Here is a 15,815-nt window from a genome sequence, read left to right on the forward strand (position 1 = left end):
TCAGAAGTGAAACGCCGTAGCGCCGATGGTAGTGTGGGGTCTCCCCATGCGAGAGTAGGGAACTGCCAGGCATCCAAATAAGACCGAAAGGTCATGACCACGCCCTTGACACGGTGCGGGAGAAACAAGCAAAGTAGCAGTGCTACTTTGAGACAGAATCGGTGGAGCGGTAGTTCAGTTGGTTAGAATACCTGCCTGTCACGCAGGGGGTCGCGGGTTCGAGCCCCGTCCGTTCCGCCACTTATTTAGGGGCGTAGTTCAATTGGTAGAGCACCGGTCTCCAAAACCGGGTGTTGGGGGTTCGAGTCCCTCCGCCCCTGCCAGAAAGTAAAATCCTTTACTCATGTAAAGGATTTTTTTTTGCCTAAAATTTACTTATCTCACTACTTCACTGAATCAAAATGAGGTGTTATCCGCTTTATTGTCACGTATAACACCCTGTGGCTAATCTATTGTTACTGGAATTTTCATTAACTGCTTTAATTCTTGCAGATGATCACTATTTTGTAGCCAGACAGCATAGAGAGTTCTGGGTATCAGCGGTGAGTTCTCGACTTTGACAAGATCAGGGTAAAATTCACCCCAGTAATCGGGAAGAAATGCACAGCTATTCGTTGAGCCAAGTAACTCCCGAGCTATATTTGCCGAGGTCGTTGTTAAAAGATAGGTATCATCAATTTCGGCAAGATATTCATCGTGATATTGAAAATCGGCCCCCCATTCTACTTTTATATAACGACTTTTCCCTTCTTCTGGGCTATTTTTGGACCGAAATAATGCCAAATTTAAGGATCCGATTGCCTGGCTGTTAAGCTCGTCCATTTTAGGGGCCTCCGTGGTGATCAATAGATCTAACTGCCGCTCGTGTATTTGTTTCACAAGTAAATGTCGTTGAGCCACTCTAGCCTCTATATGAAGCTCATCATACTCTGCATACAGCTTTTTAAGCCAAGCGGTAAGGTAGGCCTCCCATAGAGCCGTACTCGCGCCTACAGAGATTTCATGGTGTTGTAATGCTAATGCGACATCTTTCTTTGCTTGTGCCCACGTTGACATTAGCGCATCAGCATATGGCCTTAATTTTTCGCCTGCTGTCGTTAATCGTATATTATTCCGATGGCGTGTAAATAAACTGACACCGAGTTGATTTTCTAATTGTCTTATTCGGAAGCTCACGGCTGATTGTGTGAGATAGAGTGCTTCAGCTGCACGGCCAAAGTGTCGTGTACGGCTAACTTCCAAAAAAGTTTTGAGTAATTCAGTGTCCACAGTACTTCTCCAAAATATTTTATCGTTTCAATTTAAATCTTTTGTTTTACACTTTGTCAAGCCTAACTAATACTCCGCGGCATGAACTACACAGCTATTAATAGAAGCAGGAGCGTGTTATATGGCGGAGAGCTTTGTAACTACCCACCGTTTTTTTGATAATAAGCACTACCCACGTGGATTTTCCCGTCATGGGGATTTCACAATTAAAGAGGCTCAGCTTCTAGAACGTTTCGGTTTTGCTATGAATGAACTCGATTTGGCAAAGCGTGAACCTGTTACAGAAGAAGAGCAACAATTTATTGAAGTTTGCCGTGGTCAACGTTCTGCATCGACTGAGGCAGAAAAAGTTTGGTCTAAGTATATGTCACGAATTAAACGCCCTAAGCGTTTTCATACTTTATCAGGTGGTAAACCACAAATGGATACGGTTGAAGACTATACTGACAGCGATGATTAGAAAAAGGCCCACTCTTGTAGTAATGCCGATCAGTTAAGGATCACTTGAACGATTCAATCGCTGTGCAACAATCCGGAAATGTTCTTCGTTTCCGGATTTTTTTATGCGCATTGCTCAAGCTCTTGATCTTGTTTCCCATTACGACTCTACCCGTAACCCTCTGACTTCTCTAGGCGATTTACTCGATCTCGAACTCACCTCCCAGTATTTGGCCGAATCCGGCTCTGTCACGTTACGTAAACGGGTCTCTCATTGGAAATGAGGGGCTAGTGCATCATTGGTATGGCACTCGAACGCGAAGAACCCTTCACCAAATCGTTAATGACCCATCAAGGAGCATCACCGGGTCGTATCCCAGAATTATTGCGTAATCTGGAGGCTATGGGACAGTGGGTGAAACTGCTGATAAGAAGGGAGAGAGCCTTTCCGAGAGTGGTGAAGGTATCCAAAAGCGTATGAAAAAAGCTAGTCAGGGGCTTAACTGATCGGCATTACTACTCTTGTGGGCTTTTTTAATTATAAAAATGAGTCAAATAGTGAATGATTCTATCTGTATAACGATAGCTCAATGCTTCTTGAAGGGAATGTCTTGTTATTGTTGTTTCACCGTTAAGATCAGTAATCGTCCGAGCAACCTGAATAATGTGGAGAACGGACCGAGGTGATAAAAGGAATTTTTCATAATAGTTGTTTAACCATGCTCTATCACTTTCAGTAATAGGGCAGTAAAAATTTACTTCACTAGAACACAGTCGTGCATTTTCTTTTCCTTGTCGTTCCATCTGCTTATGTCGTGCCAAACTCACTCTCTCTCGAACACATTTTCCAGACTCTTCTTTTAATGTAAGTCGTTTTTCAACTGGACTCGAAACCTCTACAGACAGTTGAAAGCGATCAATAAGCGCCGCAGAAAGTCTTTCCAAGCTTTTATCTATGGAATGTTTTTTTCTTTGATCTTTGGTCTGTGAATGTATTTGGACAAAAGGAAAGTTCATGGCTGCGATTAAATGGAATTTCGCAGGATAAGTAACCTGTTTTTTTGCTCTCGATAGCAGTACAGAGCCTTTTTCCAATGGTGTTCTTAAGGCCTCCAGTGTCTTCTTATCAAACTCCATCAATTCATCTAAAAAGAGTACACCTTGGTGAGCTAAGGTTATTTCACCCACTGACAGCGGTTGTGTCGTACCAATGAGTCCTGCCGGGGTAATACTGTGATGAGGTGATCGAAAAGGTCGTGAGAGCGGAAAGACTAAATGGCTGCTCAGTAAATTTGAAACTTCTGCAATCGCTATTTTCTCATCATTAGTCAGTGGAGGAAGTAATCCAGCTAAGCAGTTGGCTAATGTTGTTTTTCCAGTCCCAGGTGGGCCGCCCATAAGAAGGCTATGCCCTCCTGCAGCGGCTATTTCTATTGCGCGCTTAGCATGCTGTTGCCCAATAATCGTTTCTAAGTCATTTTTATAGAGTGGTGTGGCGTCTGTCTTAATGAAATCAGGGCGATGTGGGCGCAAAAGAGTATCACCTTGAATATAGCGACAGACTTGCTTGAGGTCGTCTGCAAAGAAAATAGCATCTTGGTTAAAAGCTATGTCAGGGTTATAGAATTCACTCGCAACAATTATATGATGGTTTGAATCCGGTGCTGCAAGAAGGGCAGAAATCGTACCTTTACATCCATTCAGCGTACCATCTAAAGAGAGTTCTCCATAAAACTCATAGTGGCTGAGAGATAGGGGGTTAACTTGTCCTGATGCTACAAGGACTGCAATAGCGATAGGTAAATCGTAACCGTATCCTTCTTTAATACAATCGCTGGGTGTAAGACTTAGTGTAATTTTTCTTGCTGGGAAGTGATAACCGCTATTAATGATTGCGCTCCGAACGCGAGCTCTAATACCTCGGGTTATTGAGTCAGAGAGCCCTACCAAGGTAAAGCCAGGTAATCCTTTACTAATGTCGATCTCCACCGTAACGAGAAGAGTTGAGATTCCTGTTAATGCCCGGGTAAAAACTTCCGCAAGTGCCATGTTTCGTTTCCCTCTTTTTTGACAGTATGCCAAGAAAATTTAGTTTTCTTGAGTAACATATCCATTGTTGGGATACGTCTCGAAAAAAATATTCACAATTCAATGCGGTTTTTTCTTGTAAAGAATTGGAGGGTTTATTTGATAATAATCAAAATGTTAATGAAAGTTTCTTATTATTTTGCTATTGGATGCAATAAAAAAACGTTGCAATATAGATAAAAACTATGATAACTCTGTAGGTATTGATTCGATTAAGATGAATAACTGAACCGATTATGAAAGCCCTTTTACGAGTGATTAGCCTTATTCTCATTAGCGTGGTGGTGATTATTCTCCCATCCTGCGGGGCTGCGTTCGGAAGAGAAAAGGCTTAACAATCAAGTCTTAATCAAAAGAAACCCCCCGCACTTAACAGTCCGGGGGTTTTTTTTTGGGTCAAACATAACAAAACAATAAAATCTGAGGCTACAGAATAATTAGCATAAAATTCTGTACAACCTAAAAATAACAGAGGTTTAATAATGACTGGAGCACAATGGGTAGTTCACGCCCTACGAGGACAGGGTATCAAAACAGTTTTTGGTTATCCCGGTGGGGCCATCATGCCTGTCTACGATGCGCTTTATGACGGAGGTGTTGAACATTTGCTATGTCGTCATGAGCAAGGGGCCGTCATTGCTGCCATTGGTTATGCTAGGGCTACAGGTAAAACGGGTGTTTGTATCGCAACCTCGGGCCCAGGTGCCACGAATCTTATTACAGGCCTTGCCGATGCCATGATGGATTCAGTCCCAATTGTCGCCATTACGGGACAAGTCTCTACTGCGGTGATTGGTACTGACGCCTTCCAAGAAATTGACGTGCTAGGGCTATCACTTGCTTGTACTAAACACAGCTTTATGGTCCAACGTGCTGAAGAACTGCCACAAATTCTAGCTGATGCTTTTGCTATAGCCCAATCAGGACGTCCAGGGCCAGTTCTTGTGGATATTCCGAAAGATATTCAAATGGGAATGTCGGACTTTCAGCCAGTTTTAAGTACTGTGCTGCAAGAAAATAATCCCTTTCACGGATCGTTAAATGAAGCTAAAGCATTACTTCAAAATGCTAAAAAACCCATTGTTTATGTCGGGGGGGGAGTTGGTATGGCAGGAGCTGTACCTGAATTACGTGAGTTCCTCTCGGCGACCTCTCTTCCCTCCGTTTGTACGCTGAAAGGCTTAGGTTCTGTTTCACAACATAACCCGTACTATTTGGGTATGTTAGGGATGCATGGGAGTAAAGCGGCAAACTTAGCCGTCCAAGAAAGCGATTTACTTATTGCCGTGGGCGCCCGTTTTGATGACAGAGTGACTGGAAAATTGGATACCTTTGCACCTCACGCAGCCGTTATCCATATTGATATCGATCCTGCTGAGTTAAATAAATTACGTCGCGCACATGTTGGTTTGCAGGGGGACCTAAAGAGCCTGTTACCCCAGTTAACTTGTGACCTTTCTCTTACCCCTTGGTTAGCGCATATTGGTAAACTGAAAAGCGATAATGTTCCTGACTACGATCATCCAGGATCACCGATCTACGCTCCGGCGTTATTAAAAAAACTTGCAGAAAAAATGCCTAACAATACGGTTGTTACTACCGATGTTGGGCAACACCAGATGTGGGCAGCACAACACATGACATTCAGTCAGCCAGAGAATTTCATTACGTCAAGTGGATTAGGAACGATGGGATTTGGGCTTCCGGCTGCACTTGGTGCACAAGTCGCCCGCCCAGAAGACACTATTGTTTGCGTCTCTGGAGACGGTTCCATCATGATGAACATTCAGGAACTCGGCACGCTAAAACGTAAGCAATTACCAGTAAAAATTTTACTGTTAGATAACCAACGCCTGGGGATGGTTCGCCAATGGCAACAACTGTTCTTTGAAGAGCGTTATAGCGAAACATTATTGACTGATAACCCAGACTTTTTAATGTTAGCACGAGCTTTTGATATCCCGGGTAAAACCATCAGCACAAAAGATGAAATTGATGCGGCACTTGATGAATTCTTAAATGCGCCGACAGCTTATTTTTTACATGTTCAGATCGATGAAAACGAAAATGTCTGGCCTCTAGTCCCGCCTGGAGCGAGCAATACTCATATGATGGAGAAAAGCGCATGAATCAGCACCAAATCACCATTGCTGCCAGTTATCGGCCTGAAGCGCTAGAGCGTATTCTGAGGGTTGTTCGACACCGTGGTTTCGAGATTAAGGCGATGCAAATGGTACAGACATCGGGGCCAGAACAGATCAACATTGAAATGACAGTCGCCAGTAACCGTGGTATTGAGTTACTTTCGACCCAGCTAACAAAATTAATGGACGTTGACAGCGTTAACGTCACGCATAACGAAACACAACAAATACGCGCACAGTCGTAAAGGACAGAGATAATGAGCACAAAAAAAGCGGAATTCATTTGGTTTAATGGTGAAATGGTAAAATGGGAAGAGGCGAAGGTGAGCGTCATGTCTCATGCCCTCCATTACGGCACTTCTGTGTTTGAAGGCGTTCGTTGTTATGATTCGCACAAAGGGCCAGTGGTATTTCGTCACCGTGAACATATGAAGCGTCTCCACGATTCTGCGAAGATTTATCGTTTCCCTATCAAACAATCTGTTGATGAACTAATGGAAGCGTGTCGTGAAGTTCTGCGTAAAAACAATCTTAAAAGCGCTTATATTCGTCCTTTAGCGTTTGTCGGTGATGTGGGACTTGGTGTTAATCCTCCCGATGGCTTTAGCATGGATGTCATTATCGCAGCCTTTCCGTGGGGAGCGTACCTAGGGGCAGAGGCATTGGAGCAGGGAATTGATGCAATGGTGTCCTCTTGGAACCGTGTTGCACCGAACACCCTTCCTACCGCAGCTAAAGCAGGAGGAAACTACTTATCATCACTGTTAGTGGGTAGCGAAGCGCGCCGTCATGGTTATCAAGAAGGTATTGCCTTAGATACGCAAGGTTATATCTCAGAAGGGGCTGGAGAAAACCTATTTGAAGTAAAAGATGGCATATTATTTACACCGCCTTTTACTTCTTCAGCATTACCGGGGATTACACGTGATGCCATCATCACACTGGCTAAGTCTTTAGGGATTGAAGTGCGTGAACAAGTCTTATCACGTGAGTCGCTCTATCTTGCTGATGAGGTCTTTATGTCAGGAACTGCGGCTGAAATTACACCGGTAAGAAGTGTTGATGGTATCACTGTCGGTGCTGGTAAACGTGGTCCAGTTACTGAACGTATTCAGCAAGCCTTCTTTGGTTTATTTACCGGTGAAACGGAAGATAAATGGGGCTGGTTAGATCCTATTAACGCGTAAACATCATTCATTTTATAACGGGCAGGCCATGCCCGTTTTTGTTTTTATTTGGAGTAGATAGAGCATGCCTAAGTACCGTTCTGCAACAACCACCCACGGCCGTAATATGGCTGGCGCTCGTGCCTTATGGCGCGCAACAGGAATGACGGATGACGATTTTGGGAAACCGATTATTGCCGTCGTTAACTCCTTTACCCAATTTGTTCCAGGCCATGTACATTTACGTGATCTTGGTAAACTGGTTGCGGAACAAATTGAAGCCGCTGGTGGTGTTGCTAAAGAATTTAACACCATTGCGGTTGACGATGGTATCGCGATGGGGCACGGAGGTATGCTTTATTCTCTCCCTTCCCGTGAACTGATCGCCGATTCGGTCGAGTATATGGTTAATGCCCATTGCGCTGACGCGATGGTCTGTATTTCCAACTGTGACAAAATCACTCCCGGAATGTTAATGGCGTCAATGCGCTTAAACATTCCAGTGATCTTCGTTTCAGGAGGCCCGATGGAAGCGGGTAAAACCAAACTCTCTGATCAGATCATTAAACTCGATCTTGTCGATGCAATGATCCAAGGTGCGAATCCAAATGTGAGTGATGCGGACAGTGAACAGATTGAGCGTTCGGCGTGCCCGACCTGTGGCTCTTGCTCTGGAATGTTTACTGCGAACTCAATGAACTGTCTTACCGAAGCATTGGGCCTCTCTCAACCAGGTAATGGTTCATTACTGGCTACGCATGCTGACCGCGAACAACTTTTCATTAATGCAGGGAAACGGATTGTTGAGTTAACCAAACGCTATTATGAGCAAGATGATAGTAGTGCGTTGCCACGTAATATCGCTTCCAAAGCTGCGTTTGAAAATGCAATGACGCTAGATATCGCAATGGGGGGATCCACGAATACCGTATTGCATCTACTTGCTGCGGCACAAGAGGGAGATATTGATTTTGATATTTCCGATATCGATCGCTTATCGCGACAAGTCCCGCATTTATGTAAAGTTGCTCCTAGTACTCAAAAATATCATATGGAAGATGTTCACCGTGCCGGTGGAGTGATAGGTATCCTTGGGGAGCTTGATCGTGCAGGGCTACTTAAAACCGACGTACCGAATGTCCTTGGCTCAACGTTAAAAGAGACCTTAGCGCAGTATGACATCATGCTGACCGAAGACGATGCAATTAAAACCATGTATCGAGCAGGGCCGGCAGGTATTCGTACCACTAAAGCTTTTTCACAGTCTTGCCGGTGGGACACCTTGGATGACGACCGTCAAAATGGCTGTATTCGTGAACGCCAATACGCGTTTTCACAAGATGGCGGACTTGCGGTACTTTACGGTAATCTGGCGGAAAAGGGATGTATCGTTAAAACGGCAGGTGTAGACGAAGAAATCCTGACATTCCGTGGTCCAGCAAAAGTCTACGAAAGCCAAGATGATGCTGTAGAAGCGATCCTTGGTGGAAAAGTTGTGGCGGGAGATGTTGTGGTCATTCGCTATGAAGGCCCTAAAGGCGGTCCAGGTATGCAAGAGATGCTTTATCCAACGACTTATTTAAAATCGATGGGTCTTGGAAAACAATGTGCGTTAATTACTGATGGTCGTTTCTCCGGTGGAACGTCAGGATTATCAATCGGGCATGTTTCTCCTGAGGCGGCAAGTGGTGGCATTATTGCGCTGGTGGAAGAGGGCGATATGATCACTATTAATATTCCACAGCGTGGTATCACACTGGATATCAGTGATGAGGAGCTAGCCCAACGTCAAACGGCACAAACTCAACGTGGTGAACATGCTTACACTCCACACAATCGTCAACGCGAAGTCTCTTTTGCACTACGTGCTTATGCCTCTCTAGCAACGAGTGCGGATAAAGGCGCGGTGCGTGATAAGAGTAAACTCGGGGGATAAGTCGATGGCGACAGTCAAACCCTTGCCTGCTGAACCGTCAGCAGGCGAATATCTTCATGCTATTTTGCGGTCTCCCGTGTATGACGTTGCACAGGTTACCCCGCTGCAAGCGATGAATAAACTTTCTGAGCGTTTGGGCAACACGATCTTAGTCAAACGTGAAGATCGTCAGCCAGTACATAGCTTTAAGCTACGTGGTGCCTATGCCATGATTGCGGGATTAAGTGAAGAACAAAAATCGCGTGGCGTGGTAACGGCTTCAGCAGGAAACCACGCACAGGGAGTCGCTCTTTCCGCTGCCAAGCTCGGTATTGAGGCTAAGATCGTGATGCCGCTTGCCACTGCGGATATCAAAGTGGATGCCGTTCGTGCCTTTGGTGGCGAAGCGTTATTGTATGGAGTTAATTTCGATGAGGCGAAAGCGAAAGCGATCGCGCTCTCCGCTGAGCACGGGTATACCTTTATTCCTCCCTTTGATCATCCTGCTGTTATTGCAGGACAGGGGACTTTGGGGATGGAGTTATTACAGCAGGATGCCCATCTTGACCGTATCTTTGTACCGGTAGGCGGTGGTGGCCTTGCCGCAGGCGTTGCTGTCTTAATTAAACAGCTAATGCCTGAAATTAAAGTTATTGCTGTTGAAGCTGATGATTCAGCTTGTCTTGCAGCCGCGCTTAAAGCGGGCCATCCCGTTGAGCTTGCTCGAGTAGGATTATTTGCTGAGGGCGTTGCCGTAAAGCGTATCGGCAGTGAAACCTTCCGTTTATGTCAGCAGTATATTGATGACATCGTAACGGTTGACAGTGATGCGATTTGCGCTGCGATGAAAGACTTATTTGAAGATGTTCGCGCTATCGCTGAACCTTCTGGGGCTTTAGCGCTCGCCGGAATGAAAAAATATATTCAACAGCATGGTATTGAGGGTGAGCGTTTAGCTCACGTGCTCTCCGGTGCGAACGTTAACTTTCATGGCTTGCGCTATGTGTCTGAACGCTGTGAATTGGGTGAACAACGCGAGGCGCTTTTGGCTGTTACTATCCCAGAACAGCAGGGGAGTTTTTTGACCTTTTGCCAAACATTGGGGGGACGGTCAATTACAGAGTTTAATTACCGTTACGCTGATGAGGGTAAGGCTTGTATTTTTGTCGGTGTGAGATTGACCCGAGGGTATGAGGAGCGCAAAGAGATCGTTGCTCAATTACACGATCACGGTTACCAAGTCGTCGATCTTTCCGATGATGAAATGGCAAAACTGCATTTACGTTATATGGTTGGTGGTCGGCCAGGGAAAGCCTTACAAGAGCGTCTCTTTAGCTTCGAGTTTCCGGAGTCTCCCGGTGCATTACTAAAGTTCTTAGAAACCTTAGGAACACACTGGAACATATCGCTTTTTCACTATCGTAGTCACGGTACGGATTATGGTCGGGTGCTAGCAGCCTTTGAACAGAATCCACGAGAAACGGATTTTGAACCGCACCTTGATGCGTTGGGTTATGCCTACCATGACGAAACAGAAAATCCTGCTTTTAAATTTTTTCTGGCCGGACAATAGCTATAATAGATCCCAAAACGCTTCAATCAACGGCTCTCGTAGCCGTTGTTTTTGAACGCAAACGCCTAATCCTAAAGGTTCACCGAGATCTTCGCCTTCTATCGTCATAATACGATTACGCACCATATCTGGGCTGTTCTCAATGACAATCTCGGGAAGTAACGCGACACCACAGCCTAGAGCAACCATGGAGACCATCGCTTCGTGTCCAGCAACTGTGGCATAAATCACGGGGTTAGTAAGACGCTGACGGCGAAACCATAGATCGATGCTACGTCTAACGGGGCCTTGCTCAGGAATAACAAAAGGGATCGTGTGCCAGTTTCGTGTTTCACTGTTCACTACCTGATGACGGACGGGGCAAGGTAGAGCTGGGGCTATCATCACGAGTGGTAATGTGGCGAGAGGCGTGAAATCGATACCCGTTGGAAGAGAATGGGGTTTACCTGCGATTGAAACATCGGCATGGCCAGAACTGACAATCTCCACGGCATCAGCGGGATCACCAGTGAAAAGTTTTATTTCAACTTGCGGATGCGCCACCCTAAAACGATCAAGGATTGGGGGCAAATGGCTATATGCTGCGGTGACTGAACAGAAAATTTTTAATTCGCCACTCAGAGACGGATTTTCAACAGCCATCGCATGCTTTAGCTGCTGATATTGTAATAAAGTCTGTTGGGCAAAGACTTTTAACTGCTCTCCCGCTTCGGTGAGTGAAGCAGAACGATTATCGCGAAGAAAGAGTGGATAACCCAGTTCATCTTCTAGGCGTTGAATTTGTCGTGAAAGCGTTGATGGACTTACGTGCATAGCCCGAGAAGTCTGACCAAAGTGACAAGATTCAGCCAAATGGAGAAATAATTTGAGATCGCGCAAATCCATCATCGGTATGCCTTTTTATGTTGCGTTAATTGCAATGTAATGTTGTTAATATATCAATTTAAGCAACGCATTTCCTGTCATATGATGGGGTCATAACGAAACGAAAAATGTTTCAATAACTAAACAAATACGCACAACATTATCTGGAGTATTCATGGCTAACTATTTCAACACGCTGAACTTACGTAATCAGCTGGCGCAATTAGGCAAATGTCGTTTTATGTCTCGCGAAGAGTTTGCTGATGAAGCAAATTACTTAAAAGGTAAAAAAATTGTCATCATTGGTTGCGGCGCCCAAGGCTTAAACCAAGGCTTAAACATGCGCGATTCTGGCCTCGATGTAGCCTATGCTCTACGTCAAGAAGCGATTAATGAAAAACGTGCATCATGGCGTAAAGCAACAGACAATGGCTTCAAAGTCGGCACTTACGAAGAATTAGTTCCTGAAGCCGATCTGGTGATTAACCTTACTCCAGACAAACAGCACTCAGCTGTTGTTCAAGCTGTTCAGCCTTTAATGAAAGAAGGTTCTGCTCTGGGTTATTCACACGGCTTTAATATCGTTGAAGTTGGCGAAACGATTCGTAAAGACATCACGGTTGTGATGGTGGCACCAAAATGTCCAGGTACGGAAGTTCGTGAAGAGTACAAGCGTGGTTTCGGTGTACCGACCTTATTAGCCGTTCACCCAGAAAACGATCCGAAGAAAGACGGTTTAGCAATTGCTAAAGCATGGGCGGCGGCAACTGGTGGTCATCGCGCAGGGGTTCTAGAGTCTTCATTCGTAGCAGAAGTGAAATCAGACTTAATGGGTGAGCAGACGATTCTTTGCGGAATGCTACAAGCTGGCTCGATTCTGTGCTTCGATAAATTAGTCGCTGAAGGTACAGATCCGGCGTACGCGGAAAAATTAATTCAGTTTGGTTGGGAAACAATTACCGAATCCCTGAAGTTTGGTGGCATTACTTTAATGATGGACCGCCTTTCTAACCCCGCTAAATTACGTGCTTATGCGCTGTCAGAACAACTGAAAACGTTGATGGCTCCGCTGTTCCAAAAGCATATGGATGATATCATCTCCGGTGAATTTTCATCCGGAATGATGGCTGACTGGGCGAACGACGATAAAGATTTACTGACTTGGCGTGAAGAGACGGGCAAAACCGCGTTTGAAAATGCTGCACAATACGAAGGAAAAATCGCAGAGCAAGAATACTACGACCAAGGTGTAGTTATGGTTGCGATGGTGAAAGCAGGTGTTGAGCTGGCATTTGAAACCATGGTTGATGCAGGGATCATTGAAGAATCCGCCTATTACGAATCTCTGCACGAATTACCATTAATCGCGAACACAATCGCTCGTAAACGCTTATATGAAATGAACGTCGTTATTTCTGATACGGCAGAATACGGAAATTACCTATTCAGTTTCGCTGCGGTACCATTACTTAAAGATTTTATGGCGAATCTAAAACCGGGTGATTTAGGTAAATCTGTGACCACCGACAACAATGTTGATAACGCGCAGTTACGTGAAGTAAATGAAGCTGTCCGTCATCACCCGATTGAAGAAGTAGGTCGTAAACTACGTGGTTATATGACTGATATGAAAAGTATTGCAGTCGCAGGCTAATATCAACTAGCGAATGTAGCGTCGAAACCCAATATTGCATGTCAATATTGGGTTTTTTTGCGCTTAACGTACTGGTTTAAAAAGAAAAATAACCCCTTATACAGGGGAAGTTTTAACCGCGTGGGGTATAGAGTGTTGTATGTTGTGTTTCTTTACTGATAATAAGTGCTAACAACGTCAGTGCTGCCATTGATGCTAAATAAAGCCCCACTGCAAAAAGTCCCCATTGGGCGTTTAACCACGTGGCAACATAGGGTGCGACAGAGGCTCCTAGTATAGAAGAAAGGTTATAAGAGAATGATGCACCGGTATAGCGAATCTCTGTAGGAAAAAGCTCAGGTAATAGCGCGCCCATTGGCCCAAAAGTTAAGCCCATGATCGTTAACCCAAGGGTAAGGAATAGCATTACAAGCAGATGGGACCCGCTGGCTAGAATAGTCGGAAAGACCAAAGCAAACGCAATAATCAATAAAGTAATTACGATCATCGTCGGCCGGCGGCCAAAGCGATCCGCTAAGATCCCAGCAATTGGGATCGCAACGCCGAATCCAATTACTGCAACCATTAACATCCATAAGAAACTATTTCTCGAAAACCCTAAACCATGAGGGAGGGGCGCAGTGCCATAGCTCATTGAATAGACGGTCATAATATAAAATAGAGTATAAGTCGCAAGCATAATGAACGTGCCGAGGATCATGGCACGAAAGTGTTTTTGAAATAACGTTGTGATAGGAAGAGCGACTTGCTGCTCCGAGTTTTTAGCCTCAGTGAAAACAGGGCTTTCATGCAGGGAAACCCTAACATAGAGTCCGACTAAGACCAGTACCGCAGAAAGAATAAAAGGAACGCGCCATCCCCACTGCATAAATTGTTGATCAGTGAGCAGCCAGGAAAGGAGTAAGAAAGTCCCATTGGCAAAAAAGAAACCGATGGGGGCACCGAGTTGTGGAAAGGATCCATATAATGCTCTTTTTTTGGCTGGTGCATTTTCAGTCGCAAGTAACGCGGCACCTCCCCATTCTCCACCCAGACCTAACCCTTGCCCGAAACGGGCCAGTGCGAGTAATAACGGCGCGATAATACCGATAGTTTGGTAACTCGGAAGTAGGCCAATCGCTACTGTCGAAATTCCCATCGTGAGAAGTGAAGCCACTAAAGTTGCTTTACGTCCCACTTTATCTCCGAAATGGCCGAAGACGGCTGATCCAATTGGCCGAGCTACAAATGCGATAGCAAAGGTGGCTAAGGATTGCAGTGTTGCGACAGTTTCATCGCCTTGTGGGAAAAAGATATGTGGAAAAACGATAACTGCAGCGGTTGCATAGATATAAAAATCAAAAAATTCTATAGCGGTACCGACTAAAGAAGCAATAATCACTTTATTACGTGGATTTACTGGAGGAGCTTGCTGAGTGTGTTCAGTCATTATTTCTGACTTCTGCATAATTAGATTTTCTTATTTTTGTGTAAAAGTTAAAACATATTACGTAGCCACTCCTTCAGGTTCAATTAAGCCAAAACTAGTCTCTGGTGCTAAAAAGACGATAATGATATGGCTGACATATTATTTAACATATTTTATAGGTAATACCCTCATATGCTGGTGGGATAAGCTAGAAACAGGCTAAAAAAAATAGTTAATTTAATTAGCCTGTTTTGCCATTAATTACCTGCTGGTTCTTTTTCTTCTTGATTTGACGTTGGAGGGTTGGCAGTGGCTATCCATGCGGCACAAAAAAGCGTTAAACGTGCGAAAAAATAAAAGAAAGCCATTAAGCCTAATACCGAGCCAAATGCTGCACCTGAAGGAGAAGAGGCGAGCTTGGGTAAAGTAAAAGTCATAATAAATTTAATTAATTCAAACCCGATTGCGGCTAACAATGTCCCCCGGAAAAGTGCTTTTTTATGGGGTTTATGGCGAGGAAGTATCCAAAATATCCAGAGGAATATAAGGTAATTACAGCCGATAGATATACATAATGCGCTGACCGTAATGAGGGGACGTAACCAACTAATATGGTCTAACCCCAATGCGCTGATTAAGGTCGATTGGGCGGAGCCTGCAACGGAGTTGAGTGATATCGAAATCACTAAGGCGATGACTAGACCCGTTAGCGATACAAAATCGCGTAAATATTTGTGCCAAATTTTTTCTTCATCTTTTGGTGCCCGTTCCCAAACATCACGAGATTGTGCTCTGATGGCTTCACGTAAATTACCGACCCAACTAATCCCAGAATAAAGGGCCAGCAGTAAACCGGTGATCCCAACGGTTGTACGCTGCTGAATAGCTGTATTGACGGTATTTTTAAGTGTTAATGTCAGTGTTGGATCACTAATACTATTTACTATCTTATCGATTAATGCTGAAAGAAGAGCCTGATTTGAGGCAAGTACAAATCCTAGTGCTGCGAAGGAGACCATCAAAATAGGAATCAACGAAAGAAATGAAAAATAGGTAATTGCCGCGCCAAACTGGCTACCTAAACGATCATTGAAGCGATCGACCGCACGAAGAAAATGGGCAACAGGTTTTAGCGCGGTGAACCATATATAGAAACGCGAGGCTTGCTTAATCGAATGATCAACGGAAGCATTCCCCGTTTTAATAGGAATGATCGACGCGACTTGCTCGTCACTATCCTTTTTTACGTTATTTTTTGTCTCAACCATAAAAATTCCGTCATTGTGGTTAGGGCGA

13 protein-coding genes, 2 tRNA genes and 1 pseudogene are annotated in these 15,815 nt (G+C 44.6%); 11 read left to right on the forward strand and 5 right to left on the reverse strand.

Annotated elements, in window-relative coordinates; translation table 11 throughout:
- The first annotated feature begins 163 nt into the window (after nt 1-163).
- Together HGT73_RS08645 and HGT73_RS08650 are read left to right on the forward strand one after the other, a co-directional pair.
- Nucleotides 164-240, forward strand: a tRNA-Asp gene (locus HGT73_RS08645).
- Between the two features lie 7 nt (nt 241-247).
- Nucleotides 248-323, forward strand: a tRNA-Trp gene (locus tag HGT73_RS08650).
- A gap of 121 nt (nt 324-444) precedes the next feature.
- On the opposite strand, the gene hdfR is transcribed toward HGT73_RS08650, so the two are convergent.
- Nucleotides 445-1,269 (reverse strand): HTH-type transcriptional regulator HdfR, encoded by an 825-nt coding sequence (gene hdfR, locus HGT73_RS08655; protein ID WP_214213715.1) that lies wholly within the window; start codon nt 1,267-1,269, stop codon nt 445-447.
- A 121-nt stretch (nt 1,270-1,390) separates the two neighbouring features.
- On the opposite strand from hdfR, the gene HGT73_RS08660 reads away from it, so the two are divergent.
- Complete coding sequence (locus tag HGT73_RS08660; RefSeq protein WP_214213717.1) at nt 1,391-1,729, forward strand: DUF413 domain-containing protein; 339 nt, start codon at nt 1,391-1,393, stop codon at nt 1,727-1,729.
- Between the two features lie 103 nt (nt 1,730-1,832).
- Nucleotides 1,833-2,085, forward strand: a pseudogene (locus HGT73_RS15060) (transposase domain-containing protein); the annotation flags it as partial.
- Nucleotides 2,086-2,241: 156 nt separating this feature from the next.
- Here the strand turns inward: HGT73_RS15060 and HGT73_RS08670 are convergent.
- On the reverse strand, nt 2,242-3,756 hold the full coding sequence (locus HGT73_RS08670; RefSeq protein WP_214213719.1) for a YifB family Mg chelatase-like AAA ATPase: 1,515 nt from the start codon (nt 3,754-3,756) through the stop codon (nt 2,242-2,244).
- A 275-nt stretch (nt 3,757-4,031) separates the two neighbouring features.
- On the opposite strand from HGT73_RS08670, the gene ilvL reads away from it, so the two are divergent.
- The 6 genes from ilvL (at nt 4,032) to ilvA (ending at nt 10,593) form a co-directional block, all read left to right on the forward strand.
- Nucleotides 4,032-4,130 carry an ilv operon leader peptide gene (gene ilvL, locus HGT73_RS08675; RefSeq protein ID WP_214213721.1) on the forward strand — a complete coding sequence of 33 codons (99 nt, stop codon included), beginning with the start codon at nt 4,032-4,034 and terminating at the stop codon, nt 4,128-4,130.
- A 147-nt stretch (nt 4,131-4,277) separates the two neighbouring features.
- Entirely contained in the window at nt 4,278-5,924 is a 1,647-nt protein-coding gene (gene ilvG / locus HGT73_RS08680) for an acetolactate synthase 2 catalytic subunit (RefSeq protein ID WP_214213723.1), read from the forward strand.
- Nucleotides 5,921-6,184, forward strand: a complete 264-nt coding sequence (gene ilvM, locus HGT73_RS08685; RefSeq protein ID WP_214213733.1) for an acetolactate synthase 2 small subunit — start codon at nt 5,921-5,923, stop codon at nt 6,182-6,184. The genes ilvG and ilvM overlap by 4 nt, the downstream gene beginning before the upstream one ends.
- 12 nt (nt 6,185-6,196) lie before the next feature.
- Entirely contained in the window at nt 6,197-7,126 is a 930-nt protein-coding gene (locus tag HGT73_RS08690) for a branched-chain amino acid transaminase (RefSeq protein ID WP_214213735.1), read from the forward strand.
- Between the two features lie 64 nt (nt 7,127-7,190).
- The gene (gene ilvD / locus HGT73_RS08695) at nt 7,191-9,041 is read left to right on the forward strand and encodes a dihydroxy-acid dehydratase (protein ID WP_214213737.1); all 1,851 of its coding nucleotides are present in this window, start codon (nt 7,191-7,193) and stop codon (nt 9,039-9,041) included.
- 4 nt (nt 9,042-9,045) lie between these two features.
- Nucleotides 9,046-10,593, forward strand: coding sequence for a threonine ammonia-lyase, biosynthetic (gene ilvA, locus HGT73_RS08700; RefSeq protein WP_214213739.1), 1,548 nt, complete (start codon nt 9,046-9,048; stop codon nt 10,591-10,593).
- Here ilvA and ilvY read toward each other — a convergent pair whose 3' ends face one another.
- Nucleotides 10,594-11,478, reverse strand: a complete 885-nt coding sequence (gene ilvY, locus HGT73_RS08705) for an HTH-type transcriptional activator IlvY (RefSeq protein ID WP_214214090.1) — start codon at nt 11,476-11,478, stop codon at nt 10,594-10,596.
- A gap of 154 nt (nt 11,479-11,632) precedes the next feature.
- On the opposite strand from ilvY, the gene ilvC reads away from it, so the two are divergent.
- Nucleotides 11,633-13,111: a ketol-acid reductoisomerase gene (gene ilvC, locus HGT73_RS08710; protein WP_214213741.1), complete on the forward strand. Its 1,479-nt coding sequence runs from the start codon at nt 11,633-11,635 to the stop codon at nt 13,109-13,111.
- Between the two features lie 112 nt (nt 13,112-13,223).
- Here ilvC and HGT73_RS08715 read toward each other — a convergent pair whose 3' ends face one another.
- Together HGT73_RS08715 and yhjD are read right to left on the reverse strand one after the other, a co-directional pair.
- Nucleotides 13,224-14,540: an MFS transporter gene (locus HGT73_RS08715; protein WP_244968504.1), complete on the reverse strand. Its 1,317-nt coding sequence runs from the start codon at nt 14,538-14,540 to the stop codon at nt 13,224-13,226.
- Nucleotides 14,541-14,776: 236 nt separating this feature from the next.
- Nucleotides 14,777-15,787, reverse strand: coding sequence for an inner membrane protein YhjD (gene yhjD / locus HGT73_RS08720; protein WP_214213753.1), 1,011 nt, complete (start codon nt 15,785-15,787; stop codon nt 14,777-14,779).
- Between the last annotated feature and the right edge of the window lie 28 nt (nt 15,788-15,815).

The organism is Rosenbergiella australiborealis, from assembly GCF_018494035.1.
Classification (GTDB): domain Bacteria; phylum Pseudomonadota; class Gammaproteobacteria; order Enterobacterales; family Enterobacteriaceae; genus Rosenbergiella; species Rosenbergiella australiborealis.

Coding starts and splice junctions, on each gene's coding strand:
- HGT73_RS08660 (WP_214213717.1), top strand. CDS start 1,391: ATGGCGGAGAGCTTTGTAACTACCCACCGTTTTTTTGATAATAAGCAC.
- HGT73_RS08670 (WP_214213719.1), bottom strand. CDS start 3,756: ATGGCACTTGCGGAAGTTTTTACCCGGGCATTAACAGGAATCTCAACT.
- ilvL (WP_214213721.1), top strand. CDS start 4,032: ATGAAAGCCCTTTTACGAGTGATTAGCCTTATTCTCATTAGCGTGGTG.
- ilvG (WP_214213723.1), top strand. CDS start 4,278: ATGACTGGAGCACAATGGGTAGTTCACGCCCTACGAGGACAGGGTATC.
- ilvM (WP_214213733.1), top strand. CDS start 5,921: ATGAATCAGCACCAAATCACCATTGCTGCCAGTTATCGGCCTGAAGCG.
- HGT73_RS08690 (WP_214213735.1), top strand. CDS start 6,197: ATGAGCACAAAAAAAGCGGAATTCATTTGGTTTAATGGTGAAATGGTA.
- ilvD (WP_214213737.1), top strand. CDS start 7,191: ATGCCTAAGTACCGTTCTGCAACAACCACCCACGGCCGTAATATGGCT.
- ilvA (WP_214213739.1), top strand. CDS start 9,046: ATGGCGACAGTCAAACCCTTGCCTGCTGAACCGTCAGCAGGCGAATAT.
- ilvY (WP_214214090.1), bottom strand. CDS start 11,478: ATGGATTTGCGCGATCTCAAATTATTTCTCCATTTGGCTGAATCTTGT.
- ilvC (WP_214213741.1), top strand. CDS start 11,633: ATGGCTAACTATTTCAACACGCTGAACTTACGTAATCAGCTGGCGCAA.
- HGT73_RS08715 (WP_244968504.1), bottom strand. CDS start 14,540: ATGACTGAACACACTCAGCAAGCTCCTCCAGTAAATCCACGTAATAAA.
- yhjD (WP_214213753.1), bottom strand. CDS start 15,787: ATGGTTGAGACAAAAAATAACGTAAAAAAGGATAGTGACGAGCAAGTC.